Here is a 25,690-nt window from a genome sequence, read left to right as displayed (position 1 = left end):
GACCCGCCTGCTGAGCGGTGACATCGGAGGTGGGACCAAGCTCATGGGCGAGGCGGTCGACGGACATGCGCTTGCCGAGCTGGGAGTGCCTGGGCTGACCTTCACCGCCTCCCTGTGCTTCCCGCTGGGCCGCGCCGCCCGCTACGAGGAGATCGCCGGACGGGTCGTGGCGGAGTGCCGGAAAAGCGGAATGATCGGTTGGCTCGCCGTCGCATTCCAGGATCATGGCCTCGCGCAGGGATGGCTCTGCCGGTACGGCGAGGCCAGGGCAACCCTGAACGCAGGGCTGCGGCTGGCGGCGGAACTGGGGCACGAGCATCAGATCAGTCATCTCATGTGCTCTCTCGCCTGGGTGCTCGCTCACCAAGGGGATGTGGAGCAGTGTCGCGCCAACGCCGAGGAAGGCATCGCGAGAGCCGACGGCCAGGGACTGGTCCTCGCGGCGGCCGTCGGGCGCTGGGCACTCGGCCGACTCGAACTCGGCCTGGGCCGTCCGGACGCCGCCCTCCAGCAGTTCGAGGCCATCCCGTCGACGGGCCTCACCGTCCTCTCCGCCGCCGACCAGGTCGAGGCCGCCATCCGTGGCGGCCGGCCCGAGCGGGCGAAGGAGCCGCTTGCCAGATACCTGGAGTGGGCGCGGCACGTCCGTCAGCCGTCGCCGGACGCGATCGCCCTGCGCTGCCGCGCCCTCGTCGAGAAGGACGAGGCGCACTTCGCGCATGCCGTGCGCTGCCATGAGGCAGGCGATCAGCCGTACGAGCAGGCGAGGACGCAGCTCGCCTATGGCGAGTGGCTGCGACGGGCACGGCGGCGAGCGGACGCCCGCGCACAGTTACGGGGTGCGCTGGAGATCTTCGACCGGCTCGGCGCGGAGCTGTGGGCCGAGCGCGCCCGGGCGGAGTTGCGCGCGACCGGAGACGTGCCGGCGGCGCCGCGCAAGGCCGACGACCCGCTCAGCGTACTCACCCCCAGGGAACGCCAGATCGTACGGCTGGCGGCCAACGGCACCTCCAACCGCGACATCGCCGCTCAGCTTTTCCTCAGCCCGCGGACCGTCGGCTATCACCTCTACAAGGCGTTCCCCAAGCTTGGTATCACCTCGCGGTCTCAGTTGGCGGCTGTCGCCCGGTCTTCGCCGGTGCCCGACTGACCGATGTCCGCTCGGAAGTCGGACCGAAGCCGCGGTGCCTTTCTCCGTACAGGGTTGGGGCGATCGATGGTCCAGGGCCCCGTTCCTCAGCCCCGGCCCACCGGATAGCGTGGCTGATCACCGTTCATCCTGACGGCGTAATGGAGATGCCGAGGCTTACCGAAAGCCTGGCAGAAGAGCCGGATTCCAAGGTCCGGAGCATGCGCGGAACGGCCAGTCCCAGAGGATGCGGCAGCACCCGAAGCGCCAGGTCAGGGCATCGCGAAGGACAGGAAGCGCCTTCCGCTTTCAATCCGCAGTCTGTTCCTCGTCATCAGCCGGAAGCACACCACAGGCGCTGTCGATCTCTCCGGTCGCGATCATGTCTCGTACGGCATCGCTCATCGAGGCGAAGCCCGGTTCGCTGACCCGGTAGAAAGGGCCGTCGAACTCGATCATGTGGCTCAATCTGCCCGCGATGTCAAAGTACTGCAACGGGTACTGCAACACAGGCACACGGCGGCTCACGTTCATACTCGTCCAGCACCGGTCAGGACCGGGTTTCAAGCCCTGGAGCATGGCCGGACAGTCCTGATATGGAAGAGGCATCATGGATGCCGGCCGTCGGGCCTCTGGCGGAGCCGCTCGCTGTGCAGCCTTCGGACGGATCTGTAGAGCCCTGAACGCGTTGGGACGGGCCTAAGATCAACTTATGCGCACCGGGTACAACGAGGCTTTGGCGATGCTCGGATACTTGTTGGGCGTGGTCGCCTCGTCCGTACTCGTCGGATGGGCACACGCGAGCGATCGGGAGTCGCTCGGCGAAGTCCTGCTCATGTGCTCCCTGTTGTTCGAGATCGCGTTTCTCTTCGGGTCGGTCCGGCTTCTCTTCCGTGGATTGCGGTGGGGCGGTCGCGTTTTCGCGCGTCGGTGGCGGACGACAGTCTCGCAGGATCTTCCCGGGTCGCCGGGCCGTTAGCGGGCCGTTAAGGGCGGTCAACGGCGGTCAGTCACGGTCACTCGCGGGGAGGCCGCCGCCCAGCTCAGCCCCCCTACGGTCGAAGATCAGACCGATCTGCAAGCAGGATGCCGGGAGTTCGGATCCCCCGGGCTTCACCGCCCACGACTTGTAGAAGCCCGGTTCGGGCATGGCCGCCCAAGACTCTGTCCGGCGGTTTCAGGCCCGGGGCTTCCCGACGATCGCGACGATCTCGTCGACCGCCCGTCTGGACTCGGGCAGGGAGTACAGGGGCCAGACGTGCATCATGCCGGGGTACTCGAACCAGCCCAGGGACACGTCCTCCTGCCGCGCCCTGTCCCTGAGCCGGTGGGCGTCGGCGTTGAGGATGTCGAGGGTGCCCGTGAACACGGTGATGGGGGCCAGTCCGCGGAGCGAGCCGTACAGGGGGCTGACCACCGGATCACGCGGGTCCAGGCCTCCCGCGTACAGGCGGCCGGCCTCGCGCACGCCCTCGGGGGCGAGAATCGGGTCGACCCGCTCCAGCGCCACCATGGCCGGGTCGCTGCAGGAGATGTCGACGCACGGCGACACCAGCACCAGGTGTGCTGGTTGCGGCAGACCGGCCTGCCTGGCCTGCATGATCAGGGACAGGGAGAGGTTGCCCCCGGCGGAGTCGCCCATCACGGTCAGGACCTCCGGGGAGAACCGCTCGACGAGGTCCCGGTAGAGAGGCAGGAGCATGGCCCACACGTCGCGGGCGGTGTGCTCGGGGGCCAGCGGGTACAGGGGGACGGTGATCGAGCAGCCCAGCCGTTCGGCCAGCGTGCCGATGAGGTCCCAGTGCAGCGAGGTGATCGACAAGGACCAGCCGCCGCCGTGCAGGTACAACAGGTGACGGTTGGTGTGCCCGGACTTCGGGCGCACCGTGTAGACGCGGTGACCGGCCACGTGCTGCTCCTCGACGGAGAGCCGATCCTTGAAGCCGGGTACGGCGGGGCCTCTCCTGCGATCGGTGGCGATGCTCTTGTGTACCTTCTCCGCGCTGCCGTACATGCGCCGTTTGACGCCCATCAGCCTGACCATGACGGTGGTCAGCCGTGCTTGCATGCTTGTCATGGGGGATCTTTCCCAGGCGGAGGTGACGGAGGTGAGGTGGTCGGGCGCGCGCCCGTTCACCGTCGCCGTCCGGCGATCATGGCCACACCCGCCGTCGCCGCCCAGACGATCAGGGGGTAGATCGCCAGACGCTCCATCGTGCCGAGCCCGAGCCCGAGAAACTGGTTGAACAGGAACAGGACCGCCATGACCAGACCGAAAGCGCCCGCGAGGATGCCGAGCACAGCGGGCACCCGCCACCCGGGGGCGCCGCGGGTGGCGGATCCGAGCACCAGCACTCCCGCGTTCCCGGCGGTGAAGATCCCCATCGCGCCCAGGCCGTGCACGACGATGTTCTCGTTCTCCGGCGCCAGGCCGACCACGACCCAGCTGACGGCGGCCCATGCGACCAGCGCGCGTCCCACGACCGTGCCGCGCCCCGGCGGCCAGGCGCGCCGGGTCAGCATGAGACCGACTCCCAGCAGGACTCCCAGCAGGATGAAGGAGCCGTTCATCAGAGCGTGCCGCGGCGAGCAGACCGGCAGGTATTCGTCGGTGGTGTAGTACCTGAACGGCCGGCAGGAGGTGTTGCCCAGGTCGCTGAGGAAGCGCTCGGTCCAGTCGTACGGGATGGTCCAGGCGGCACGGGCCAGAATCTCCGCGACGAAGAACCACACGCTCAGCACCCAGGCGATCCCTCCGACTGTGACGGATGTGCTACGAGATGTGACGGCGTCATGGCGTGACGGTGTTCCAGGCATTCACCCACTCCTTGATCACTTTGATGGTCCGGCTCGCCGCCGGACCCGAATGCGGGCAGCACGGAATCCACGCCGGGCGGGCGCGCGACGGCACCCACGGCACCGGCCACGGCCAGGGCGGTGCCCTGGCCGGCGGGTGCGGCGTTCCGCTGACGTGGATTGACGCCCTACCGGCCCTCCTGTGGCCTCTCCAGGCGTGTTCTATGGATCTTCCGATCCCCGCGAGGCGGGGTTTACAGGCCGCGCTCGATCAGGTCGAAGGCCTCGTCGATCAGATCGTCGAGAGACTTGCCGACGTCGTCCTGCCAGGAGGCCCGCACGGCCCACTCGATGATGGAGAACGTCGTGACGACCAGCACGCTGGGGTAGACCTCACGCGGCAGGTCGGCCTCCATCCGATCGGCCACGGTCCGCATGAGGGTCACGAAGATCTGCTCTTGATCGGCGGGTCTGCGCGCCCGGGCGAGCAGTTCGGGGTTACGGCGCCACAGCGCGACCTGCTCGCGGCTGGGCACGAAGGATTCGGCGATCTCCTTGGCCAGGAATCGCATGGACCGGACCACCGGCTCGTCCGCGGGACGCGCGGTCACCAGTGCCGCCAGCTCCTCCGCCGACGAGGAGGGCCCGACCGTCAGGGACTCTTCCTTGGTGGAGAAGTAGTTGAAGAAGGTCCGGGTGGAGATGTCGGCCGCCTCGGCGATCCCCTCGACGGTCAGGCTCTCCAGCCCCCTCTCCAGGGCCAGGCTCACCGCCGCGTCTCCGATGAGCCGTCGCTTCCGTGCCCTGTTGCGTCTGCGACGCTCTTCCACCGCATCCATGATCTGCACAGTACGCAAAAATTGCATTATGTGCAATCAACTGGGCGGCGGAGTCCCGTCCGCAACCGGTCGCCCCCGCCGATCGGCCGTGGACCCGCAGGCCCCGTCGGGCAGGGACCGCACGGTCTCGGGGGTCAGCGGGATCGCGGTGATCGGGTCGGCAAGGTGCTCGGCCGCCTGGCCGTCCGCGCCGCTTGCGGTGCTCGGGCCTGGCGGCCCTGCGGTACGGGTTCCCTTGCCGTCGGACGACGGGGCGGGCTGCCCTCGTCTGGAGCGGCTCCGCGAGGTCGGCGAGATCTATACCGTGCTCAACCTCGGCAGCTTCGTCAGCGTCGCTGATGAGGAGGAACCTCGGCCAGGAAGGCTCCAGAGAAGTAGCCGGCACTTCTCGCGGAAGTGAAACCGATCGTTTCAACCGGAACCGGCGAGTCGGATAAGCGAGTGCGACGTCCTGGCCGGCAGTGGCAGGATGCCGAGGTGGATCTGATCTTGCGTGCTGCAGGCACCCTGCTGGATACCGAGCTATTCGATCCGGTCGATCTAGGGGGTAGCACCCGCAGCACCGTGCTGCGCTGCCGGACGGCCGCCGGCGGCAGCGTGATCGTCAAGTCGTTCTCCAACGAGCCGGAGGGACTGCGCTCCTTTACGTCTGAGGCGGCCGGGCTCTCGTTGCAACTGGCCGGTCCTGCGCTACTGGGCGTGGACGCCGCGGTACCGCTGCTGGTGATGGTGGATCTCGGGAGCGCGCCGACGTTGGCGGACGTGCTGCTCGGGGACGATCCCAGAGCCGCCGCAGAGGGCTTGCTGACCTGGGCCCGCGGGCTCGGACGACTGGCTGCGGAGTCGGTGCGCAGGCGCGCCGATCTCGCGCAGCTGCGCGTCCGATACGACAAGGGCATGGCGTCGTGGGAGGACGAGCCGTGGATCGAGCAGAACGCCGCCGACCTACTCGCGCTGCTCACCGGGACCGGAATCGCCGTGCCGCGAGAACTGGCGGAGGAACTGGCTGAGATCGGGACGGCGATCGGGAAGGAATACCCGGCGTTCACTCCTGGAGACACCTGCCCCGACAACAACCTGCTCACTCCGGAGGGCCTGCGGCTGATCGACTTCGAGGCCGCTTGCTTCCAATCGGTCTTCCTGACGGCCGCATACTGCCGCATGCCGTTCTCCACCTGCTGGTGCGTCTTCAGACTGCCGCCCGGGCTGGCGGAGGAGATCGAGCAGGCCTTCCGCGCGGAGATCGTGGCGGCCTATCCCGTGCTGGCCGAGGACACGGTATGGCAGGCCGGGATGCGGCGGGCAACCGCGGTCTGGACGGTGGACGCGACGGTGGCGCTGCTGCCGCGCACCCTGGAGGACGGGCCGCTTCACCGGACCCGCCGACCGGTCCCGACGAGACGGCAACTGCTGAGGCATCGCTGGGAGATGGCGAGCACGATTGAGGAGTTCCCAGCACTCGCGGAGACGATGCGGCTGCTGCTGCAGAAGGTCGCCGGAGGATGGGGGGCCGCTCCGCTGCCGGGATATCCCGCCTTCGGAGACCGAGGAACCGGCTGATCGGTTCAGATATAGATCACGCAGCATCGGCTGCCTTCACAGGTCATGAACCGCATCCTGCAATGAGCTCCAAGCAGGCAGGCACCGCCTGATACATGAGCGTTTCCAGGTGCCTCGGCGGCGCCTTCAGTGCAGTGTCGGCCCAGGTCAGTGGCTCGAAGTCGGGCCGGATGAGGGCTTTCTCCACGTCTTCAAAGGCGATCCGCGTCTTCAAAAGGCGATCCGCCCGCAGGTCTCGCCGCGCGTCGGGTGGCCGCCGGCCGTGCTACGGCTCTTCGGCCGGTCGCGGCCGGCTGACACTGCTCGTCGAGAGCCGGACGGCTTTCCGCTTCCCGGGTGCATGGCAATGTGTATGTCCCAACGGGGACTCGGTGGGTGGTGCAGTGTGCGTAAGCTCTATCCCACCTTGGGCAGGGGCACGATTGAATATGCATTCTTCCTGGCTTGAGCTTCCCGTATTTTTCCTTTATATGTGAACCTAATCGCTGAAGGGTGCGCGAGGTGATCGGTGTCATCGAAACGCGCCATCTGTCGGAAGCCGCAGAACTACGCGAGGCGTCCCTCCACGCGCGGGCAGCCCCGCGAGGCAGTGCTCCGCCGGGCTGCCGTTGTCCATCGGGGCTAGTCACCGAGGCGGCTAGCCATCGGAGCCGCCGTTGCAGTACTGCTGGTCCCACCTTGCGTCCCTGTAGCTGTAGCAGTAGTAGCAGCCGTCGTCCCTCCACTTGCACAGGTTGGGATTGGGGGAGGTGGGGTGCTGGGCCGACGCGCAGGAGCTTGGCGCGGAGGCCTGCGCGGTGCCGGTGACGGTGCCGGCGACGAAGAGCGTGGACGCCGCCAGCGCGACGACGAAGAGCAAACGCTTGAGCATCAGAGATCACTCCCTGAGGTGAGGACCGAACCCCGATTGACGGGGATGACGAGCGTCGGTTCCGGGTCCCGGGATACGCCGATGCGGCGCTGAACATCACTCACACTAATCGCGTCGTCAGGTTAAATCTCCCAGCTGGCGGCAAAAAGTTACTTCTGACTCATCACTACATAAATGTGATTATCCACATCCACCAGAGATATATGGCATTACGCCTCAGTTGGCCGCCACTGGCCTTCGATCTGGGGATTCATGTTGCCTGCGGAATCCTGGAGGTCACTTCCCAGGAGATTTCAGTGTGGCGCCACGGGGACGGAAACGACAGGCAAGGAAATCGGCGACATTGTTGGCGGAATCCTGGGAAGACGGATGTGGAAAGCGCATTCAGAGATCTTGAGTCTGCGCTCATGACGGCATTCAGTGCGAGGGCCTCTGCCCGGTGGGCATCGTGGAGGCCGCCAGGGAGATCGCCGCATACCCCGGAGCGTCTCGCCCGAGATGCGGCCTGCCGGCTCGATGCGCCGCGACACGTCCCCGCCGGTTCCCCCGAGGCGGAGGAATTCCGGCGAGGACTTCGATCGACACAGGCCAGACGTCCATGCGGTGGTGAGCGGCGGGAGCTGAAGGGCTAGGCCGTACGGCGGGCGATGAGGTGGGCCTGGGGGAAGCCCCGCCGGGGGTCCTCTCCGGGGGCGACGATCAGCCGGGCCACCTCGGTGAGTCCGGCCTTGAGCAGCAGCTCGGCCACGCGGTCGGGCGAATACCGGTAGGCGAGGGACACCCTGTGGTCGAACGCCTCCGCCAGTTCGGTGGGGTGGTCGTAGCCCTGGAAGGAGATCAGCAGGTGACCGCCGGGCGCCAGCGCGCGGTGGAACTCGGCGAGCGTTCCGGGGAGCCACTCGGGCGGGGTGTGGATGATCGAGTAGTTGGCCAGGAGCCCGGCGAGGGAGGCGTCCTCCACCTCAAGGGCACTCATCAGCCCCACCTCGAAGCGGAGCTCCGGATGGGCGTCGCGGGCGATTGCGATCATCTCCGGTGACAGGTCCACGCCGAAGGCGGTGACGCCGAGGGAACGGAGATACGCGGTGATGTAGCCCGGGCCGCACCCCACGTCCGCCACCAGGCCGTCGCCGGAGGCCCGGACCAGCCCGGCGAAGACGGGGATCATCCCGTAGTTGAGCGGATCGGAGTGGAAGCACTCGCCGACGAGCTCGGTGTAAAGGGCGGCGGCGCTGTCGTAGGCGGTGCGGGTGGCGGTGAGGAAGTCCGGCTCGGTCATGGGTGGCCATGCTAGGGCCTGTTCGGCGCCGTGGACGGTCGCTGCACAGGGCGCCGGGCCACGTGCGGGCCGCCATGACGATCACGCCCATCCACCGGCTCGGCGTACGCGACCCGCAGGTTCGGTGTACGCGATTCACCGGCTCGGCGTACGCGACGGGTCGAAGTCCGGCGTCCGCTCGCGGATCGCCGGCCACCACGGCTCGGGGACGGGCGGATGTCGCCGGTCCACCGGCAAATAAAGGTTTCTTGACAAGAAAATTTGTCGGCTATAGCCTTTGATCATGCAGGACATCGTCGTGATCGAGGATCCGGCCGCCGCCGAGGTCTCGCTGGACCCCATCCGGGCCCGGCTGCTGGCCGAGCTCAGCGAGCCCGGCTCGGCGACCATGCTGGCCGCCAGGGTCGGCCTGCCCAGACAGAAGGTCAACTACCACCTGAAGACGCTGGAGGCGCACGGGCTCGTCGAGATGATCGAGGAGCGGCGCAAGGGCAACGTCAACGAGCGCATCATGCGTGCGACCGCGGCCTCCTACGTGATCTCTCCGACCGCGCTGGCGTCGGTCGAGCCCGACCCGGCGCGCTCCCCCGACCAGCTGTCGGTGAGCTGGCTGCTGGCCGTCGCGGCCCGGCTGGTCCGCGACGTCGGGGCGCTCATCACCGGCGCCGCCCAGGCGCGCAAGCGCGTCGCGACCTTCGCGATCGACGGCGAGGTGCGCTTCGCCTCGGCCGCCGACCGGGCCGCGTTCGCCGAGGAGCTCGCCGGGGCCGTCACGGCCCTGGTGTCCAAATACCACGACGAGTCCGCCGCGCACGGCCGCGACCACCGGATCGTCGTCGCCGTCCATCCGAGCATGAGGGAAGCCCGATGACACACCCGTTCGAGCTGAGCCAGGAGATCGAGCTCAGCGCCACTCCCGAGCAGGTCTGGGACGCGATCGCGACCGGGCCGGGCGTCGACTCCTGGTTCATGGGACGCACCGAGCTCGGCACGTCCGTCGGCGGTCCGGCCGGCTTCACGATGATGGGCCACACCGAGCAGGCCACGATCACCGCCTACGAGCCGGGCACCCGCCTCGCGACCCGCGGTGCGGAGGCCCCCGACGGCCAGTTCATGGCGCTGGAATACCTCGTCGAGGGACGCGGCGGCGGCACGACCGTGCTGCGGCTCGTGCAGAGCGGCATGCTCGGCGACGACTGGGAGACCGAGTTCGAGGCGATGAAGGCCGGCTGGCCCATCTACCTGGAGACCCTCAAGCAGTACCTCGCATATTTCACCGGCCGCACCCCGTCGGTCACCACGGTCGTCCGGCCCGGAGCGGGCGGCCCGGACACCGTCTGGAAGACCGTCACGGAGTCGCTGGGCGTCACGCCTGACGTCGGCGAGGGCGACGGCGTCCGGCTCCCGAACGGCTCCGCCGGGGTCGTCTACTACGCGAACCTGCCCGTCAATCTGGGCATCCGGACGGATGATGGCCTGTACCGGTTCATCCACTCCGGCACCGCCCGCGGCGACGCCCTCGTGCTCGGCCACCAGAACTTCGCGGGCCGCGACGAGCAGGCCGCGTGGGACGCCTGGACGGCCGAGCACTTCGGCTGACCGGCCGGTCCTGACCAGCGGTGCCGGAACCCGGCAACACAGCCCCACCCAGCAGCGCAGCCCCGGATCCCGGCAGCGCAACCCCGAATCAGCGGAACGACCCAGGAGGAACGAGACCCGTGCGCATTGTGATCATTGAGTTCATGAGCTTGGACGGCGTCGTGCAGGCGCCAGGCGGACCCGAGGAGGACACCGACGGCGGCTTCGCCCACGGCGGCTGGTCGCACCCGTTCTTCGACCCGGAGGTGGTGGGCGGTGCCTTCGGCGACGCGATGACCAGTGCCGAGGCGCTGCTGTTCGGGCGCCGGACGTGGCAGACGATGGCGGCGGCGTGGCCCGGGCGAGCCGGCGACCCGTTCGCCGACCGGATGAACGCCATACCGAAGTACGTCGTGTCCGACACGCTGGGCGACGACAAGCTGACGTGGGACAACACCACACGCATCCCCGGTGACGGGGCCGTCGCCCGCATCCGGGAGCTGCGCGAGACCGACGGCGGCGACCTGTTGGTCATGGGGAGCCCCACGCTCGTGCGCACTCTCCTGCACGAGGGCCTGGTCGACGAGCTCCGGCTCATGATCGAACCGGTGATCCTCGGCGGCGGAAAGACGATCTTCCCCGATGACGGTGCGCTGCGCACGCTTGAGCTGGTCTCGACGGTCACCAGCGGCACGGGCGTGCACGTGTGCACCTACCGGCCGGTCGCCGAGGGGTAGGCCGGGTCGGCGGCGCCGTCAGCGCCGCCCCGGACGGGGCGCTGCCGTGGCGCTGTCAGAGCGTGACGCTCCGCGCCCGGCGGCCTGCCCGTCCGACGGGAGCTCGATCGCCACCACACCCTCCGGAGGCCGGCGGCACGGCCTGCGAGGACTCCGCCGGTGTGCCGGGTCATCCGGCCGGGGACATTGCGCCACAACCGAGAGCACAGAGATCGACAAGTGGGGGCCGATAGCTTCCCGGCATGAGAAAACGATCTCCTTTCCTCGCCGTCGGCCTGGCCGCCGCGGCCGCCGTACTTGCCACCCCAGCCGCGGCCTCGGCCGCACCGGGATCACCGATGACCGCGGTTTCCTCGGGCCTGTCGGCTTCGAAGGCCGAGGTCTTCTCCTTCCGGGGGATGAACCTGAAGCTTCCCGCCGGGTGGAAGGCGCACCGTGACGGGGACCGCGTCGTGGTGGTGACCGGGGCGTGCAAGAAGCCGGAGCCCTTCGCCGCGAACTGCCGGAGTTTCTGGGTGTTCGGCCCGAGGGCGATCACCAAGGTCCCGGTCGGGGGCGGTTCCATCACCTACACGGGCGAGAGCCAGTTCCACCCCTTCAGCGGAGTGGTGTCCTGTCCCTTCGACGCCAAGACCAGCTGGTACCCCGGGGAGAAGGCATCCTCGACGGGTCTGCGCCAGGTCGGACCCGGCCACAAGGCGAAGTACACCGCCTGGCCCAACCAGTGCGTGACGGAAAGCGGCGGGCGGCGGACGGCGAGCTTCACCCAGCAGGAGTGGTTCCTGCCCGCGTCGAAGATCCTGGTGGTGGACGTCTGGAACACCCCGGGGCTGTCGGGGGTGCTCAAGCGCGCCACCTGGAGTTGACCGCGGATCGCGTGCCGGGCGAGGGCGTCCGGCACGCCGACCGGTCCGCGGCCGGGTGGAGCCCGCCATTCCCTCCGAGGAATTGTTGATCCGCGGCCCCTCTCACAAGCTTGGGAGTGACACGGACACGCAAGCCAAGGAGAAGCAGTGACCTATATCGATGCTCGTGACCTGGCCGGCCGCTACGTCGCCCTGTGGAACGAGCCGGACGCCGAGCTGCGCCGCAGTGCCATCAAGGAGCTGTGGGCCGAGGACGGCGGTCAGATCCTTCAGCCGCCCCAGGAGATCCGGGAGATCGCCGCGGGGCTGGGCTTCGACTCCACCACCCTCGAAGCGCACGGGCACGACGAGCTCGAAGTCCGGGTGACCCGCAGCTACGAGGAGTTCGTCGCTCCCGGGGAGTTCGTCTTCCAGCCGGTGGACAATGCCATCCGCCTCCACGACGTCGTCAAGTTCAACTGGGAGATGGTCCCCGCCGGTGGCGGTGCGGCGGTGGGCGGCGGTCTGGAAGTCCTCGTCCTCGACGGGAACGGCCGCATCGCCACCGACTACATGTTCCCCGGCGCCTGACCGGCCGGGCGGTGGACAGCCGTCAAGGCCGGGCGAGCGAGAGCCGCCGCCCCCCGCCACGCCGATGGCGAGCGAGAGCCGCCGCCTTCCCCGCCGGGCCGATGGCGAGCGAGAGCCGCCGCCTTCCCTGCCGGGCCGATGGCGAGCGGGGACTGTCACTCTGCCAGCAGCGCCGCCGTGGCCGCGTCGGCGGGCAGGAACGCCTCCAGCTTCAGCTCCGCCACGGTCACGTCGAGCGCGGTCGCGAACGTCGTGATCGTGGTCGTCAGCCGCAGCTCGCCGCGTGCCGAGCGCAGCCGCACGGGGGCGGCGAAGCCCACGTGCTCGGGCCCCGGCGCGACGTGCGGCACGTAACCGGACAGCTCGTCGTGGAGGTCGTCGCGCGGGATGCGGTCGAGGATGTGCTGCGCCCACTGCGCCAGGTTGACGATGCGCGGCGCCAGACCCTCCGGGTGCAGTGAGAGGCGCAGCACGTTGACCGGCGGGCGCAGCAGGTGCTCGGCGACGCCCTCGGTGAGCAGGCCGAACGCGTCGTTGGCGAGCACCAGTTCGTGCCTGGCGTTCACGACGATCGCGGGGTAGGGCAGGTGTCCGCTCAGGATGTGCCCCAGCGCGGTGCGCACGTGCTCCAGGCTCGGGTCGTCGAGGGGGGTCTGCGGGTAGACGGGGGCGTAACCGGCCGCGAGCAGGAGATCGTTGCGCTCCCTGAGCGGCAGCTCCATCGACTCGCCCAGCCGTACCACCATGGTCCGGCCGGGCCGGGAACGGCCGCTCTCCATGAAGCTGAGGTGGCGCTGCGTCGTGCCGGCGCGCAGGGCGAGGTCGAGCTGGCTGAGGTGGCGGCGCTGCCGGGTCGCACGCAGGGTCTGAGAGAAGTCCACGCTCCCAGTCTGCTGGGTCCGTCGATTCCCTTGAGGGAATTGTTGATATTCACAGTGAGGAGCACGATCCGTTCCATGAACACGCGACTGGGGGTCCTGCTCCCCACCAACCACAGCCAGTGGAACGACGCCCGGCGGCTGGTCGACTTCGGCGTCCACGCCGAACGGCTCGGCTACGACTCGGTCTGGGCCAACGACACCCTGCTCGGCGCGCGCGTCGAGCCGCTGGCGATGCTCGCCGCCCTCGCGCCGGTGACCGAACGCGTCACGCTCGGCACCGCGGCGCTGCTGCCCGCTTTCCGCCGTCCGGTCACGGCCGCGCAGGAGCTGGCCTCCATCGACCACCTGTCGGCCGGTCGGCTGACCGTCACCGTGGGCGCGGGCTTCCCCGGCCGGTCGGAGGTCGAGTACGCGGTGTCGGAGGTGCCGTGGGAGCGCCGCTTCGGGCGGCTGGACGACACGGTCGCCCTGTGGCGGGCGCTGTGGGCGGGTGAGCGGTCCTTCCACGGCAAGGTGCTGCACTTCGACGAGCTGCCCGAGTCCACGCCGTCCTACCGGCCCGGCGGGCCGCCGATCTGGCTGGGCGGGGCGAGCCGGTCGGCGCTGGAGCGCACCGGGCGGTACTACGACGGGTGGCTGCCCTACCCGCCCGACCCCGCCGACTACCGCGCGGGTCTCCAGTCGGTACGGCAGGCCGCGGGGGCGGCGGGGCGCCCCGCCGACGCGGTCACCCCGGCGCTGTTCGTCACGGTGCTGGTCACCGATGACGCGGAGCGGGGCGAGCGGGAGCTCGACGCCTACTGCCGGGCCACCTACGGCCTGCCGTACGAGACGGTGCGGACGATCCAGGTGCTGGTCGCCGGTCCCGCCGAGCAGGTGGCCGGTACGCTGGCCCGCTACGCGGAGGCGGGCGCGGAGCACCTGGTCTGCCGCATCGCGGCCCCGACCCTCGACGCGCAGCTCGAACAGCTGGAGCTGATCGCCGAGATCGACCGGCGGCCGGCGCGGGCTACGGACCGGTGACGGTGCCGGAGCTCCACGCCCAGGCCGCGATGCCGACCCGGTTGGCCGCGCCGAGCTTGCGCTGGACGTTGGCGACGTGGGTCTTCACCGTGCCGGAGCCGATGAACAGCTCGGCGGCGATCTCGGCGTTGGTGCGGCCGTGGGCGACCAGGCGGGCGATCTCCAACTCGCGCCCCGTCAACGGCTCGGTGGGCGCGGGTGACGCGGCGGGCGCGCGCAGGTGAGCCAGCAGGCGTACGGTGACCTGCGGGCTGATCAGCGTGTCGCCGGCCATGGCCGCGCGGACGGCCTCGATCAGCAGCGTGGGCCCCGACCGCTTGAGCAGGAAGCCGCAGGCGCCGTTGCGCAGCGCGGTGTGCACATATTCGTCCAGGTCGAAGGTCGTCACGACGATCACCCGGGTCTGCCCGGCCAGCAGCCGGGTGACCTCAAGCCCGTCGAGCTTCGGCATGCGGACGTCGGCGAGCACCACGTCGGGCCGCAGGTGCCGGGCCAGGTCGACGGCGCTGCGGCCGTCGGCGGCCTCTCCCACCACGGTCATGTCGGGCTGGGAGCCGAGGATGAGCCGGAAGCCGATCCGCACGTCCTCCTGGTCGTCGGCGATCAGGATCCGGGTGGTCATGTCGGCTCTCCACGGTCGGCGGTCGGGCGCCTCACACGCGCGTCGGCGTGCCGGAGCCTCCGGGGCGGACGGGCGGGCAGGAGCGCCTCGACCCGCCAGCCGCCCGGCTCGGGGCCGGCCGACAGCGAACCGCCGAGCACCTCGGCCCGCTCGGTGAGCCCGACCAGGCCGAAGCCGCCGCGGCCGGCCGCCTCGGAGTGGCCGCCGCCGTCATCGGTGACGCGTACGCGGACCGACTCTCCCACGCGGGCGACGGCGATCGCCACCGAGGTCGCCTCGGAGGCGTGGCGGCGCACGTTGGTGAGCGCCTCCGTCACGACCCGATAGACGGTGGCGGAGGTCTCCTGGGAGAGCTGCCGCTCCAGCCCGGGATCGACCGAGAGGTCCACCCGCACCGACGGGGAGTAGCCGGCGACGAGCTGTGCCAGGCCGTCGACCCCCGGCAGCGCTCCCGCCGTGCCGGACCCGGCCTCGTCGGCTCCGTGGAGCATCTGGACGGTCCGGTCCATGGCGGTCAGCGCCCGCTGACCCGCCTCCTCGATGCGCCGCAGCGCGTCGGCGACCTGCGGCGGGAGCGGTCCGGGGGCGAGCTGGGCGGCCTGCGCCTGGACGAGGATCCCGCTCACGTCGTGGGCGACGAAGTCGTGCAGGTCGCGGGCGAGCACGAGCCGCTGCGTCCGCTTGGCCTCGGCCACCGCGCGGCGCCGGCCGCTGTCCAGCATGCGGAGGTAGAGGCCGACGCCCGCCGCCGCGACCGCGAGGAGGGCCCAGCCCGCGCAGGACCCGACGGCGAAGGCGAAGTCGCCGGGCCAGAGCACGCGGACGAGCATCAGCGCGACCGCGCCTCCCGCGAGCCCGGCCGAGACGGCGGCCTGCGGGGCCGGGGCGTGTCTGACGGCCAGGAGCGTCAGCGCGAGCAGGGGCGGCACCTCGGCCAGCGTCCAGGAGATGGCGTCGCTGTGCCATCCGCCCAGCGGATGCGCGGCGGTGATCGCGATCGAGATCGCCCCGGCCGCCATGGCCGGCCACGCGGGTGGTACGCGCGGCACCAGCGCCACGGTCATCGCGGCGAGCGCCAGGAGCGCGGCGACCAGATCCATGGGCCGACTCTATTGGGACGCCCGGCCGCGGGAGATCTCCCGAAAGGGAGAGCGTCCACGGCACCCTCCGCGCGGGATCCGCCGGACGGCAGACGGACCCGCCGCCCACCGCCCGCCGCCTGACGCTTGAACCGCGGAGAGGTCCGCGGATGGCCGGAAGCCGACCGTCCGCCCGGTCCGGCCGGGATCATCTGCGGGGATCCCGGCCGGACCCGGAGGACGTGGAGAGCCTGACGCCGCCGGCCGCCGGGGCGGTCAGCTGGACGCCATCCTGCTGACGAGCTGCGAACGCACCCGGCCGGGGATCAGCGGGGCGAAGCGTTCGAGATAGGAATCGAGGTTGCTGGTCTCGTCCCAGAGGAAGGGGAGATCCAGCCCGAGCATCGTGCGGATCGCCAGCAGCGGGATCGGGGAGCGCAGCGGGCGGAACTCCTCGTTCCAGAGACCCGCCTCGGCGCAGGTGGGGTGGAACTGGCCGATCATCAGCCCGTCGGCGACGTACTCCTGCTTCATGCGCCGCTGCAGCTCGTCCAGCTCCCCGGAGTCGTCGTGGTCGAAGTCGGGGAGTATGACGACGAAGGTCAGCAGCTCCCGGTCGGAGGGCGGCAACGTGCCGGCCATCGCCTGGAACCGTTCCCGGAAGGCCGACAGCGCCTCACCTATCCGCTCGACGTCCGTCACGTCGTCCTGAACGGCCAGATAGAACAGGTCACGCCGTAACGAGGGGGCGCTGAAGGGGCACACCGGCCCGCGGCGGCCCAGCTCGGGATGGCCCGCCGTGAGATATCCGCGGCTCCAATCCAGGATCTTCCGCAGTTCCGGCAGACGAGGATGGTCGAAGCCCGCGGCCACCTCGGCGGCGGACCACAGGCGTGGTTCAGAGCACATGCGGATCCCGCCACATCGGACGCAGGCGGGGGCCGCCGGGCATCACGATCTCGGGTCCGTGGTGCTCGAACCCGAACCGGCGCGCCACCGCCTCTCCGCCCGGGGAGCTCGCCTCCAGGTAGGCGGGGACGCCGTCGCGGTCGCAGCCGTCCAGCACCTGCCGCATCATCTGGGCGCCCAGGCCGCTGCGCTGCAGGTGCGGTGCGACCGCTCCGAAACCGAGATACAGGTGCCGGGGGGCCGCCGGGTGGTGCGCCTCCTGGAGCCTGACGATGGTCAGCAGCGCGTCGGCGTACTCGCCCGCGACCTCGCGCAGCCGCGCGGTGAAGTCCGCACCGGGGTCCTCGGCTCCGGGCGGGGTCGAAAGCACGACCGCCTGGCGGTCCTCCGTCGTGAGCGCACCCCCCTGTGAGATCGATAAATCAAGAAATATCCGGAAGAAGCCGGGAAGGATCTGCTGCCGTCGACGGGGGTTGGGGAAGGCCCAGACGGTCAGCGCGTCATCGAAGAACGACTCCGCGAGAAGTGTGGTCAGGGGTCCGGTATCGGCGCTGGTGGCCGGTCGGAGGGTGATGACAGGACTGGACAAGGGTGACTCCTTCCTCCGGCGAGCTCCTCAAGGCGGCCGTGCAGGTGCTCGAGGATGTCGCCGGCTTCGGGTTTGATCAGGACACTGCGGAGGACGCGGGCGTGCGGGGCGTCCGCCACCAGTCGGGGATGGCGCCCGGTGAGCGCGTGGCCGTCCACGCGCAGGGCGCTGACGTAGACGGGGTCGGCGCCGGCCATGCCCGCGTTCAGCACCCGGGCGGTCGCGGCGTCGACGCGGGCCAGCGTCGGCTCGGACGGGAAGTAGGTGACGATGTCCAGCTCCGGCGGCTGGAACAGCGTCAGGTGCGGGGAGTCCTGGAGCAGCCCGGCCCAGCGCCGCGCCGCCCGGAGGCCGGGCAGCAGGACCCGCCCGAGCCCGTCCGGGGTCGCCGGCAGCAGCCGCAGGGTGAGCCAGAGCGCGGCCGCCGCCGCGCCGGAGCGGGAGCACTCCAGGCTGATCTCACCGAGGTGAAGGTCGCTCTCGGTGAAGTAGGTATAGGGGGAGTCGTGCCGGTAGTGCCGGGCGACGGCGGGGTCGGCGAACAGCACCGCACCGCACCCGTAGGGCTGCAGCCCGTGCTTGTGGGGGTCGACCACGACCGAGTCGCAGGACGGGATCGCCTCCCACGGGCGGGGGTCGAACAGGCCCTGGCCGGCGAGCAGGGTGAAGAACCCGCCGTAGGCGGCGTCGACGTGCAGGCGCACGCCGTAGCGCTCCTTCAGGGCCAGGGCCCCGTGGACCGGGTCGACCGCGCCCGTCCCCGTCGTCCCGGCGGTGAGCACGACGGTGCCGATGCGCTCCCGGCGCAGCAGGGCCTCCAGCGCGTCGAGATCCATCCTGCCGTGCAGGTCGACCGGCACGCTGTGGCCCGCCACGCCGAGCACGCGGCACATCCGCGCGTGCGTGAAATGGCTGTCCGCGCTGTAGGCGATCCCCGCGCCCGGGTGGCTCTCGCGGGCGACGTACAGGGCCTCGAGGTTGCCCATCGTCCCGCTGGTCGTGAGATGTCCGAGGTGGTCGGGGAGGCCGAACATGGCGGCGAGCTCCGCGATCACCTCCCGTTCCATGTCGGCCGTGGCGGGCCCGCCCTCGCGGGCGTGGTTGTTGGGGTTGACGAGCATCGCGGCGAGATAGCCGACGACCGCCGCCGGGTGGGGCGGTTTCACCATCTGCCCGACGTAACGCGGGTGGAAGAAGGGGTAGTTGTCCTGCAGGCGCTTGGTGAGGTCGGCGAAGGCCGCGCCGAACTCCTCGTCGCCGACGTGGTGGGAGGGGTGGGGGGTGAACGGGCCGAAGCCGGCGCTCCACCCGTTCACCGCCTCGACCGCGCGGCCCAGCCAGTGCTGGAGATCCATCGTTGACCGGTCTCCCTCAGCCCACACGTTCGAGGACGGGCCTGACCGGCGTGGACAGGTCCAGATGGACCTTGTGGCGCTCGTCCTCCTCCGGGGTCTGCTCCACCCGCGCCATGGCGATCCGCAGGATGGGCGGGGCGATGACCGAGGTGACGACCGCGACCAGGATGATGATGGTGAAGATCTCGGTGCTGATGACACCCAGGCGCAGGCCGACCATGGCGACGATGACCTCGACGACGCCGCGGGCGTTCATCCCGGCGCCCAGTGCCAGGGCCTCCCACTTGTTGAGACGGCTGGCGCGGGCCCCCAGGTAGGCGCCGATGAACTTGCCGGCGATCGCGACGGCGAGGATGAGGAGGGCGAAGCCCAGGACGTCCAGCCTGGCGAGGGCGGTGAGATCCATCCGGAGCCCGGCGGTGGCGAAGAAGAGCGGGGCGAAGACGGCCAGGACCACGGTGCGCAGCGGCGCCAGCCGGGCCGGGTCGGGCTTGCCGTACTCGCTGATGAGGATGCCCACGACGAAGGCCCCGAAGATGGCTTCGAGCCCGAGGGCGTGGGTGCCCGCGGAGGCGAGCAGGATCAGCACGACCGCGGTCGCGATGGTCGGGGTGGCCTCCGCCGAGCGGCCGGCGAGCTGGAAGGCCTTGCGCACGAGCGGCCGGCCGATGACGGCGGCGAAGGCGAGCACGGCGACGAGGTAGGCCAGGGACAGGGCGATGGTGCCCGTGCGCAGGCCGGTGGTGGCCATCGCGGACACGACCGAGAGCATCAGCCAGCCGAAGGCGTCGTCCACCATGCCCGCGGTCAGGGTGAGCTGGCCGATGTTGCGGTGCATGAGGTTCATGTCGATGAGCGTCTTGGCGATCACCGGGATCGCGCTGACGCACATGGCGACCCCGAGGAAGAGCGCGAACACCGTCTGGTCCTTGCCCCCGTTCAGCGCCTGGGGCAGCAGCAGGCCGGTGCCGACGCCGAGCCCGAGCGGGATCACCAGCCCGAACCCGCTGACCTTCACGGCGGCCCCGCCCTGCCTGCGGATCAGCTTCATGTCCAGGTGGGCTCCGGTGATGCCGACCAGCAGCAGCACGCCGATCTGTCCCACCGCGTCCAGCATGTGGAACTGTTCGGCCTCACGCGGTATCAGCCAGCCGGCCAGGTCGGGGGCCACCTGGAAGAAGAGCGAGGGGCCGAGGACGACCCCGGCGCACAGCTCGCCGACCACCGCCGGCATCTTCAGCCGTACGGCGAGGCGGCCCAGCGCGAGTGCCAGGAGGAGCAGCGCACCGAGCTGTAGCAGGAGCAGCAGCATCGCGTGCGCCCCGATGGGGGAGATGGGGGCCATGGGATCAACCTCCGGGTAGATCGGTCGGGGGTTCGCACTCCGGTTCCGTGGACCGCCCGGCCGGCGGCGGTCGGTTGTTCTCCCGCGGAATGCGCCGGTCCTCATCGCGCGTTCCGCGGCCGCCGTGACCGGACCGGCCGGCGCGGTAATCGTCACCGCTGGTTCCCCGCCCGAAGATTCCAGTGGAATTTCTGGCATGGAAATCGGTCGGCATCATTTTTTCGGGTCCTCCGGATTTCTCCAGGGCCGGATCCATCGATGGTCGGGAGATTCCTCGGCATACTCCGGTGGAAATTCCGCGCCACCGGGGAATGTCACGCTCACCCCTCCGACCTGCACCGGTCGGGCACCGAACGTCAGATCGGCAGACCCGCAGCCTGCCATGATCACATTGTGGTGAGTCCCTGATTCTCCGGCCATCGAGACCTCTTCTCTACGCGTGCGCGCATGGAGTTCGATCGAAAGCCAGAATGCCATCGGCCGGCTGATCCGGCACCGAGGAGATACCCGAAGGAATTGTCTGCGGATCCGACATCGGGCGTACTTGCCCGGGAAATGCGAATGCGCGAAAAAGCTGGGCGCGGGGCCTCGCGGCGGAGGTCCGGCCGGGCGCGAGGCCCTGTGGCGGGGTCCGGTCGGGCGTGGGGCGCCGTGGTGGAGATGCTGCCGGGCGTGGGGCCCCGCGGCCGGGATGCGGCGGGGTGCGGGCGGCCACGGTCACTCATGGACAGGTGGCCGCCCGGCCCCGGCCGTGGGTCAGCCGCCGGCCGGGGCCTGGTCCACCATCGTCCTCATCGGCTGCCAGGGCGTCGCGTCGAAGATCAGCGTGATCGAGGTGATCTCGCCACCGTCGAGGCGGAAGTGCTCGGCGGTGCGCTGGGTGCCGGCGGGGGTGGCGGTGTGCACGTCGTAGACGAGAGTGGCCTCGGACTCGCCGTACAGTTCACTGATCATGTCGACGCCGGTGACCACCTGGAGGAATCCGGCGAGGCCGGCCAGGTGGCCGGCGGGGTCGGTGGAGCTCATGAGCGGGCTCCGGAAGGTGAACGCTCCGGCGAGGCGTGCGACGGCTCCGGACACGTCTCCCCGGAATCTGGCCTCGTGGTAGCCCCGGACGATCTGCCGGGTCTGGGTCTCGGGGGTCATCGGGCTCCGATCTTGTGGCCGTCCTGACGGCCGGTGGGGGGCGGGCTCACGGCTGGGTGCCCGGGTCGGCGGTCTGGCCCGGGTCGGTGGCCTGACTTGGGTCGGCGGTCTGGCCCGGGTCGGTGGCCTGGTCCAGGCCGGTGATCTGGCTCAGGTGCTGGGCGAGCCGGTGCTGGTTGTCGGCCAGGCGCAGGCACAGGTGGCGTAGCTGGGTCAGCTCGTCGGGCGTGAAGCCCCGGAAGATCGCCGCCATGGCGGCCTGGCTGGGCCGGCGGAAGGCTTCGATCCATGCCCGCCCGGCGGGGGTGATCTGGGCCAGGACGGAGCGCCGGTCGTGGCGGTCGGGGACCCGCCGTGCCAGGCCGTCGCGTTCGAGCGTGTCGACCAGTCCGGTGACGTTGCGGGAGCTCACTCCGGCCGACTGGGCCAGCTCGCCGATGCTGGTCCCGTCGTCGGCCGAGGCGTCCAGGCGGAGCAGGATGTCCAGAGCCCCCGAGCTCAGCCCGCGGCCCTGGGCCCCGTGGGCGCGCATGCGCTCGACGGCGTGGAAGGCGGTGCGGACGGAGGCCGCGGCTTCGAGGGCGAGGGTGTCGTCCCCGCCGGCGAACCGGGACATGGCGGCCCTCGCCTGAGGGTCGAAGAGGCGGCCGTCGGGGTCGTGGTCGAAGTCGGTCGATGATTTATGTACGTCCTTCATGATGAAGGACGACTTTAGTACGTGCTTCGATAATTTGTCGACGCCGGGCGCCCCTCCCGGCCGGACCTGGGGTCGGAGGGAGGGGCACCCGGCGTCGGTCGTGCCCGGGGCGGGCCGGGAGAGCCGTGCCCGGACCGGGAGACGGGTCACGCTCCCGGCCCGCCGCGCTCGCGGTGCCCACCGGCGGCGGTCATGTCTGGAGGGAGCAGGACCGCCGCCGACGTACGGCGAGCTCGCGCGGGGACGGCCTGGTCAGGGGGTCACTATGGCGAGCTGGTCGTACCAGTCCTCGGTGAGCCAGAGGTTGTCGTCGGAACCGGTCGTGATCTCGAACGGTCCGGAGAAGTCGGTCGGCAGCGCGTACTCGTTGAGCGTCCCGCCGGTGGTGATGCTGTCGACCCTGCTGCCGAGCTGCTCGACGAACCACAGGTTGTCGTCCGGCCCGCTGGTGATGCCCCAGGGGAAGCCGCTGGGGTCCGTGAGCGAGTATTCGGTGAAGCCGGCCCCGGTGGTGGCCGAGGTGACCTTTCCGGTGCCGTCGGTGTACCACAGGTTGCCGTCCGACCCGGTGACGATCCCGATGGGCATCGCACCGGTGGGACCGGCGATCTCGGTGATCGTCCCGCCGGTGGTGATCTTCCCGATGCCGGCCGCGAGAGGCTCGGTGAACCACAGGTTGCCGTCCGGGCCCGGGGTGATGTGGAGCGGGTAGGCGCCGCTGGTCGGCAGGGTGTATTCGGTGATCGTCCCGCCGGTGGTGATCTTCCCGATCCGGTTGCCGTCCGACTCGGTGAACCACAGGTTCCCGTCGGGGCCGGCGGCGATGCTCCAGGGGTAGGAGCCCGAGTTGGGCAGGGTGTATTCGGTGATCGTCCCGCCGGTGGTGATCTTCCCGATCTTGTTGCCGGCGGCCTCGGTGAACCACAGGTTCCCGTCGGGGCCGGTGGTGATGCCCGCCGGCTGGGAGTTCGAGGTGGGGATGGTGTATTCGGTGAACACACCCGCCGTGGTGACGCGTCCCACCTTGTTGGCGTAGTTCTCGGTGAACCACAGGTTCCCGTCGGGGCCGCTGGTGATCCCCAGGACCGCCGACGGGCTCGTCGGCACCGATATCTCGTTGATCGTCGGGGTCAGCTGGGACTCCAGCATGGACATGGGGGCCATCCTGGGCCGGGGCAGCCGCGGGGGACGGCACCGGATGTGCCGGTGAGAGTGCTTCTGCTTGAGCTTGAGGCAGAGCTTCACCCACGGGCGCGGGGTGGGGCGGCCCGTCGGGGCGGTGGAGGCGGACACGGGCACGTTCATCGTCAGGATCAGGGCCAGGGCCGCGAGCGGATACCCGAGGCGTCTGTAACAGTGGCGCATGACATCCCTTCCATAAAGAAGAAACACAAATAACGCCGGGCGGGCATCCGGGTGCTGTCGGACGGCTGAGATCCGCGGTGTGGGACCACTGCGGAAGGAATTTCTCGACATTGGGACAAACACCCTGAAAGCCTGATCCGGAGGGAATTCTTTATCCCTGTCCGGGCCCGGTTGTCCAAATATCTCTCACGCCCGACGAGCGCCTTCGTTAATCCATGTTCGTGGCTGGTCATAAGACCGCCAACTCAATGGCTGGGTCCGCGGGCAGGGGGCGGCTCTCGCCGGAGAACCGGACGGCTCCCGCCGGAAGGGAGGACGGCTCCGCCGTACATCGGGGATCGCGGCTCCGGGCGGCCCCCGGACGGGAGGGGCGCCGACCGGCCGGCGCGACACGTCCCGCCGCGGGGACCCGGCGGTCAGGCGGCCGAGTGGGTGATGGTGCCGGTGTAGACACCCGGGATGGTGGAGAACGGGATGTTGACGACGATCGTCGGCTCCCAACTGGTGGAGGTGGCGGCGACGAGTGACCCCTTGGTCGAGGTGAACGCGGTCACCGGCGTGGACAGCGGGAGTTGCTGGGCGGCGGTGAGCTGCCCCGGGACGCGGACGGCGGTGCCGGAGAAGGCGGTGGTGGGGCCGGACCAGTAGGAGATGTTCGCTTTGGTGATGGTCCCTCCGCCGGCGCGGGTGAAGTCCGTGGCCGACACGGTGGCCGCCCATGTGCGGCTGCCCGGCCGGGTGTCGGACACGGTCACCGTGCCGAGGGAGCCGCTGAGCGTGCTGCCCGCGGCGCCGGTGCCGAGGTTCACCGGGCCGTTGGGCACGGTGATCAACAGCTCGTTGGCACGTAGCACCCGTGCGGTCTCTCTCCCTTTCTCCTTCCCCTTCCCCGCGCCGGCGGCCGAGCTGTCGGCGGCCGAGACCGCGGGGGCGCCGAGCCAGAGCAGCAGGGCGATCGGAGCCATCAGTGACGGGATTGTCCGCACTGCCCTTTCCTCATTCCGATTGCGTTAAATCCTCTTTCGGGTGGCGGACGTGGAGCAGATATCCGCTGGTGTGGAGAAAAGCCGATGGCAGCCTAGGCCACCTGATTTGGGTCGCACTCCCGTATCCCGTCCGTGGGTGGCAAATTACGGGTAAGGCGACGATAGAATCTTCCGCGCCCGGCTGAAATTGCGCTCGCGTGCCGGTGCGCGTCCGTGGCCTTCGCCGAATTTCCCTTCAGGTGGTCGTACGCCGGTGAATTTCACCGCAGGCGGCCGTATGTCGGAAAATCACCCCGCAGGTGGACGGGAACCGGCGGAGAGGCTCCCGGGGTCTGGCGGAGAGGCTCCCGGACCCCGGCGGAGCAGTTCCCCGCCGGGTCCGTCATCCCGCACCGGCGACCAGGCCACCCCCGGGTCGGGCCATCCCCGGGCCGGGGCGCCCGGTCGCTCCGCGGAGGGAGACGCGCGGGCCGGTGCGACCGATGGTCACATTTGCCACCTGTGATCGCCAATAGTCACCAGATGATCACCAAAAGTTGCCAGACGCTCATATGGACAGTTTCCGGAGAAGGCGCGCTGAGCAGGATGTGATCACGCAAGGACAACCCGGGCATGGTCGGGTTCGATGAAGGGATCGGTAGTGTCTGGAAGCCGTCTCGGCAGCTCATTGGCAGGTGTCGCGGGCCTGGTCGCGGCAATGGCGATAGTCGCCCTCCCGGCCCAGGCCGGCACATGCCCTGTTTCAACCACGTGTCCCACCACCGTGACGTTCACGGTGACCGCCCCGAACGGGCTGACGATCACCGTGCCCGACGGCCCGGTCGACATCGGCAGCGGCAACCCGGGCACCCAGATCAGCGGGCACCTCGGCTCGGTCACGGTCTCCGACCAGCGCGCCGCGCTCACCGCGACGTGGACGGCGTCGGTGATCGCGGCCCCGGGCGGCTTCACCACCGGCGGCGGAACGGCCGCGGAGACCATCCCGAACACCGCGCTGCTGTACTGGTCCGGTCCGGCCACCGCGACGACCGGCACCGGGACCTTCGTCCCCGGGCAGGTGGACGCGGCGGCCGCCCAGACGCTGGACGTCTCGCGCACCGCCTTCAGCAAGACGAGCGGGTCCGGTGACAACTCCGCCACCTGGAACCCGACCATCGTGATCAACATCCCCGCCCAGGCGGTGGCGGGCACCTACACCGGCACGGTGAACCACTCCGTTGCGTAACCCACTGTTGCGGCGGCGCGCGCCGGCGGCGCTGTCCGCGCTCATCCTGCAGGGAGCACTCGTCCTGCAGGGAGCGCTCATCCTGCACGGGGCGGTCAGCCCCCCGGCGATCGCGGACGGGGGCCCGGCGGGCTCCCGTCCGGCCGGCGTGGGCTCCCGCCCGGCCGGAGATCTTCATCCGGCCGGCGTGGGCTCCCGTCCTGCCGGACCGGGCTCCCGTACGGCCGGAGATCTTCATCCGAT

General features: G+C 70.1%; 27 protein-coding genes. 10 read left to right on the top strand and 17 right to left on the bottom strand.

Going from position 1 to position 25,690, the window contains the following annotated elements; all coding sequences use genetic code 11:
* Positions 1-1,150 (top strand): LuxR C-terminal-related transcriptional regulator (locus ACWDS7_RS27360; protein WP_451931610.1); only part of this gene is annotated, 1,150 nt, incomplete at its 5' end.
* Positions 1,151-1,438: 288 nt separating this feature from the next.
* On the opposite strand, the gene ACWDS7_RS27355 is transcribed toward ACWDS7_RS27360, so the two are convergent.
* The 4 genes from ACWDS7_RS27355 to ACWDS7_RS27340 all read right to left on the bottom strand — a co-directional run bounded on the left by ACWDS7_RS27355 (position 1,439) and on the right by ACWDS7_RS27340 (position 4,764).
* Positions 1,439-1,588: a hypothetical protein gene (locus ACWDS7_RS27355; protein ID WP_451931609.1), complete on the bottom strand. Its 150-nt coding sequence runs from the start codon at positions 1,586-1,588 to the stop codon at positions 1,439-1,441.
* Between the two features lie 718 nt (positions 1,589-2,306).
* Positions 2,307-3,206: an alpha/beta hydrolase gene (locus tag ACWDS7_RS27350; protein ID WP_451931608.1), complete on the bottom strand. Its 900-nt coding sequence runs from the start codon at positions 3,204-3,206 to the stop codon at positions 2,307-2,309.
* Positions 3,207-3,262: 56 nt separating this feature from the next.
* Entirely contained in the window at positions 3,263-3,871 is a 609-nt protein-coding gene (locus ACWDS7_RS27345) for a DUF998 domain-containing protein (protein WP_451931607.1), read from the bottom strand.
* 308 nt (positions 3,872-4,179) lie between these two features.
* Positions 4,180-4,764: a TetR/AcrR family transcriptional regulator gene (locus tag ACWDS7_RS27340; RefSeq protein ID WP_451931606.1), complete on the bottom strand. Its 585-nt coding sequence runs from the start codon at positions 4,762-4,764 to the stop codon at positions 4,180-4,182.
* A 396-nt stretch (positions 4,765-5,160) separates the two neighbouring features.
* Here ACWDS7_RS27340 and ACWDS7_RS27335 point away from each other — a divergent pair, with 396 nt between their 5' ends.
* Positions 5,161-6,324: a hypothetical protein gene (locus ACWDS7_RS27335; protein WP_451931605.1), complete on the top strand. Its 1,164-nt coding sequence runs from the start codon at positions 5,161-5,163 to the stop codon at positions 6,322-6,324.
* A 637-nt stretch (positions 6,325-6,961) separates the two neighbouring features.
* On the opposite strand, the gene ACWDS7_RS27330 is transcribed toward ACWDS7_RS27335, so the two are convergent.
* Positions 6,962-7,195, bottom strand: a complete 234-nt coding sequence (locus tag ACWDS7_RS27330; protein WP_451931604.1) for a hypothetical protein — start codon at positions 7,193-7,195, stop codon at positions 6,962-6,964.
* Between the two features lie 628 nt (positions 7,196-7,823).
* Positions 7,824-8,474 carry a class I SAM-dependent DNA methyltransferase gene (locus tag ACWDS7_RS27325; RefSeq protein ID WP_451931603.1) on the bottom strand — a complete coding sequence of 217 codons (651 nt, stop codon included), beginning with the start codon at positions 8,472-8,474 and terminating at the stop codon, positions 7,824-7,826.
* Between the two features lie 283 nt (positions 8,475-8,757).
* Here ACWDS7_RS27325 and ACWDS7_RS27320 point away from each other — a divergent pair, with 283 nt between their 5' ends.
* The 5 genes from ACWDS7_RS27320 (at position 8,758) to ACWDS7_RS27300 (ending at position 12,225) form a co-directional block, all read left to right on the top strand.
* Positions 8,758-9,345 carry an ArsR/SmtB family transcription factor gene (locus tag ACWDS7_RS27320; protein WP_306861729.1) on the top strand — a complete coding sequence of 196 codons (588 nt, stop codon included), beginning with the start codon at positions 8,758-8,760 and terminating at the stop codon, positions 9,343-9,345.
* A complete protein-coding gene (locus ACWDS7_RS27315) occupies positions 9,342-10,073 on the top strand; it encodes an SRPBCC family protein (RefSeq protein ID WP_451931602.1) in 732 nt (243 codons plus the stop codon). Before ACWDS7_RS27320 ends, ACWDS7_RS27315 begins: the two co-directional genes overlap by 4 nt.
* A 143-nt stretch (positions 10,074-10,216) precedes the next feature.
* Positions 10,217-10,789, top strand: coding sequence for a dihydrofolate reductase family protein (locus ACWDS7_RS27310; protein ID WP_451931601.1), 573 nt, complete (start codon positions 10,217-10,219; stop codon positions 10,787-10,789).
* 242 nt (positions 10,790-11,031) lie between these two features.
* Positions 11,032-11,655 carry a hypothetical protein gene (locus ACWDS7_RS27305; protein WP_451931600.1) on the top strand — a complete coding sequence of 208 codons (624 nt, stop codon included), beginning with the start codon at positions 11,032-11,034 and terminating at the stop codon, positions 11,653-11,655.
* 147 nt (positions 11,656-11,802) lie between these two features.
* On the top strand, positions 11,803-12,225 hold the full coding sequence (locus ACWDS7_RS27300; protein WP_451931599.1) for a hypothetical protein: 423 nt from the start codon (positions 11,803-11,805) through the stop codon (positions 12,223-12,225).
* Between the two features lie 155 nt (positions 12,226-12,380).
* Here the strand turns inward: ACWDS7_RS27300 and ACWDS7_RS27295 are convergent, their stop codons facing one another.
* Positions 12,381-13,106 (bottom strand): helix-turn-helix domain-containing protein, encoded by a 726-nt coding sequence (locus tag ACWDS7_RS27295; RefSeq protein WP_306861739.1) that lies wholly within the window; start codon positions 13,104-13,106, stop codon positions 12,381-12,383.
* A 75-nt stretch (positions 13,107-13,181) separates the two neighbouring features.
* On the opposite strand from ACWDS7_RS27295, the gene ACWDS7_RS27290 reads away from it, so the two are divergent.
* The gene (locus ACWDS7_RS27290; protein WP_451931598.1) at positions 13,182-14,129 is read left to right on the top strand and encodes an LLM class flavin-dependent oxidoreductase; all 948 of its coding nucleotides are present in this window, start codon (positions 13,182-13,184) and stop codon (positions 14,127-14,129) included.
* On the opposite strand, the gene ACWDS7_RS27285 is transcribed toward ACWDS7_RS27290, so the two are convergent.
* The 10 genes from ACWDS7_RS27285 to ACWDS7_RS27240 all read right to left on the bottom strand — a co-directional run bounded on the left by ACWDS7_RS27285 (position 14,116) and on the right by ACWDS7_RS27240 (position 24,201).
* Positions 14,116-14,751: a response regulator gene (locus ACWDS7_RS27285; RefSeq protein ID WP_451931597.1), complete on the bottom strand. Its 636-nt coding sequence runs from the start codon at positions 14,749-14,751 to the stop codon at positions 14,116-14,118. The two genes, ACWDS7_RS27290 and ACWDS7_RS27285, sit on opposite strands and share 14 nt — an antisense overlap.
* A complete protein-coding gene (locus ACWDS7_RS27280) occupies positions 14,748-15,851 on the bottom strand; it encodes a sensor histidine kinase (RefSeq protein WP_451931596.1) in 1,104 nt (367 codons plus the stop codon). The genes ACWDS7_RS27285 and ACWDS7_RS27280 overlap by 4 nt, the downstream gene beginning before the upstream one ends.
* A 255-nt stretch (positions 15,852-16,106) precedes the next feature.
* Positions 16,107-16,739: a DUF6875 domain-containing protein gene (locus ACWDS7_RS27275; protein WP_451931595.1), complete on the bottom strand. Its 633-nt coding sequence runs from the start codon at positions 16,737-16,739 to the stop codon at positions 16,107-16,109.
* On the bottom strand, positions 16,729-17,328 hold the full coding sequence (locus tag ACWDS7_RS27270) for a GNAT family N-acetyltransferase (RefSeq protein ID WP_451931594.1): 600 nt from the start codon (positions 17,326-17,328) through the stop codon (positions 16,729-16,731). Before ACWDS7_RS27270 ends, ACWDS7_RS27275 begins: the two co-directional genes overlap by 11 nt.
* Positions 17,271-18,683: a pyridoxal phosphate-dependent decarboxylase family protein gene (locus ACWDS7_RS27265; protein WP_451931593.1), complete on the bottom strand. Its 1,413-nt coding sequence runs from the start codon at positions 18,681-18,683 to the stop codon at positions 17,271-17,273. The genes ACWDS7_RS27270 and ACWDS7_RS27265 overlap by 58 nt, the downstream gene beginning before the upstream one ends.
* Before the next feature lie 16 nt (positions 18,684-18,699).
* Entirely contained in the window at positions 18,700-20,028 is a 1,329-nt protein-coding gene (locus ACWDS7_RS27260) for a cation:proton antiporter (RefSeq protein WP_306861753.1), read from the bottom strand.
* A 756-nt stretch (positions 20,029-20,784) separates the two neighbouring features.
* Positions 20,785-21,174, bottom strand: a complete 390-nt coding sequence (locus ACWDS7_RS27255) for a hypothetical protein (protein WP_451931592.1) — start codon at positions 21,172-21,174, stop codon at positions 20,785-20,787.
* Positions 21,175-21,220: 46 nt separating this feature from the next.
* Positions 21,221-21,871, bottom strand: coding sequence for a MarR family winged helix-turn-helix transcriptional regulator (locus ACWDS7_RS27250; RefSeq protein WP_451931591.1), 651 nt, complete (start codon positions 21,869-21,871; stop codon positions 21,221-21,223).
* A gap of 252 nt (positions 21,872-22,123) precedes the next feature.
* A complete protein-coding gene (locus ACWDS7_RS27245; RefSeq protein WP_451931590.1) occupies positions 22,124-23,236 on the bottom strand; it encodes a Vgb family protein in 1,113 nt (370 codons plus the stop codon).
* 416 nt (positions 23,237-23,652) lie between these two features.
* Positions 23,653-24,201: a hypothetical protein gene (locus tag ACWDS7_RS27240; RefSeq protein WP_451931589.1), complete on the bottom strand. Its 549-nt coding sequence runs from the start codon at positions 24,199-24,201 to the stop codon at positions 23,653-23,655.
* Positions 24,202-24,985: 784 nt separating this feature from the next.
* Between ACWDS7_RS27240 and ACWDS7_RS27235 the strand changes: the two genes are divergently transcribed.
* Together ACWDS7_RS27235 and ACWDS7_RS27230 are read left to right on the top strand one after the other, a co-directional pair.
* Positions 24,986-25,447 (top strand): hypothetical protein, encoded by a 462-nt coding sequence (locus ACWDS7_RS27235; protein ID WP_451931588.1) that lies wholly within the window; start codon positions 24,986-24,988, stop codon positions 25,445-25,447.
* Positions 25,440-25,690, top strand: a 251-nt coding sequence (locus ACWDS7_RS27230; RefSeq protein ID WP_451931587.1) for a hypothetical protein, incomplete at its 3' end; no start/stop codon positions are given. The genes ACWDS7_RS27235 and ACWDS7_RS27230, both read left to right, overlap by 8 nt.

The organism is Streptosporangium sp. NPDC003464, assembly GCF_053588315.1.
This window is presented reverse-complemented; position numbering and strand designations above follow the sequence as displayed.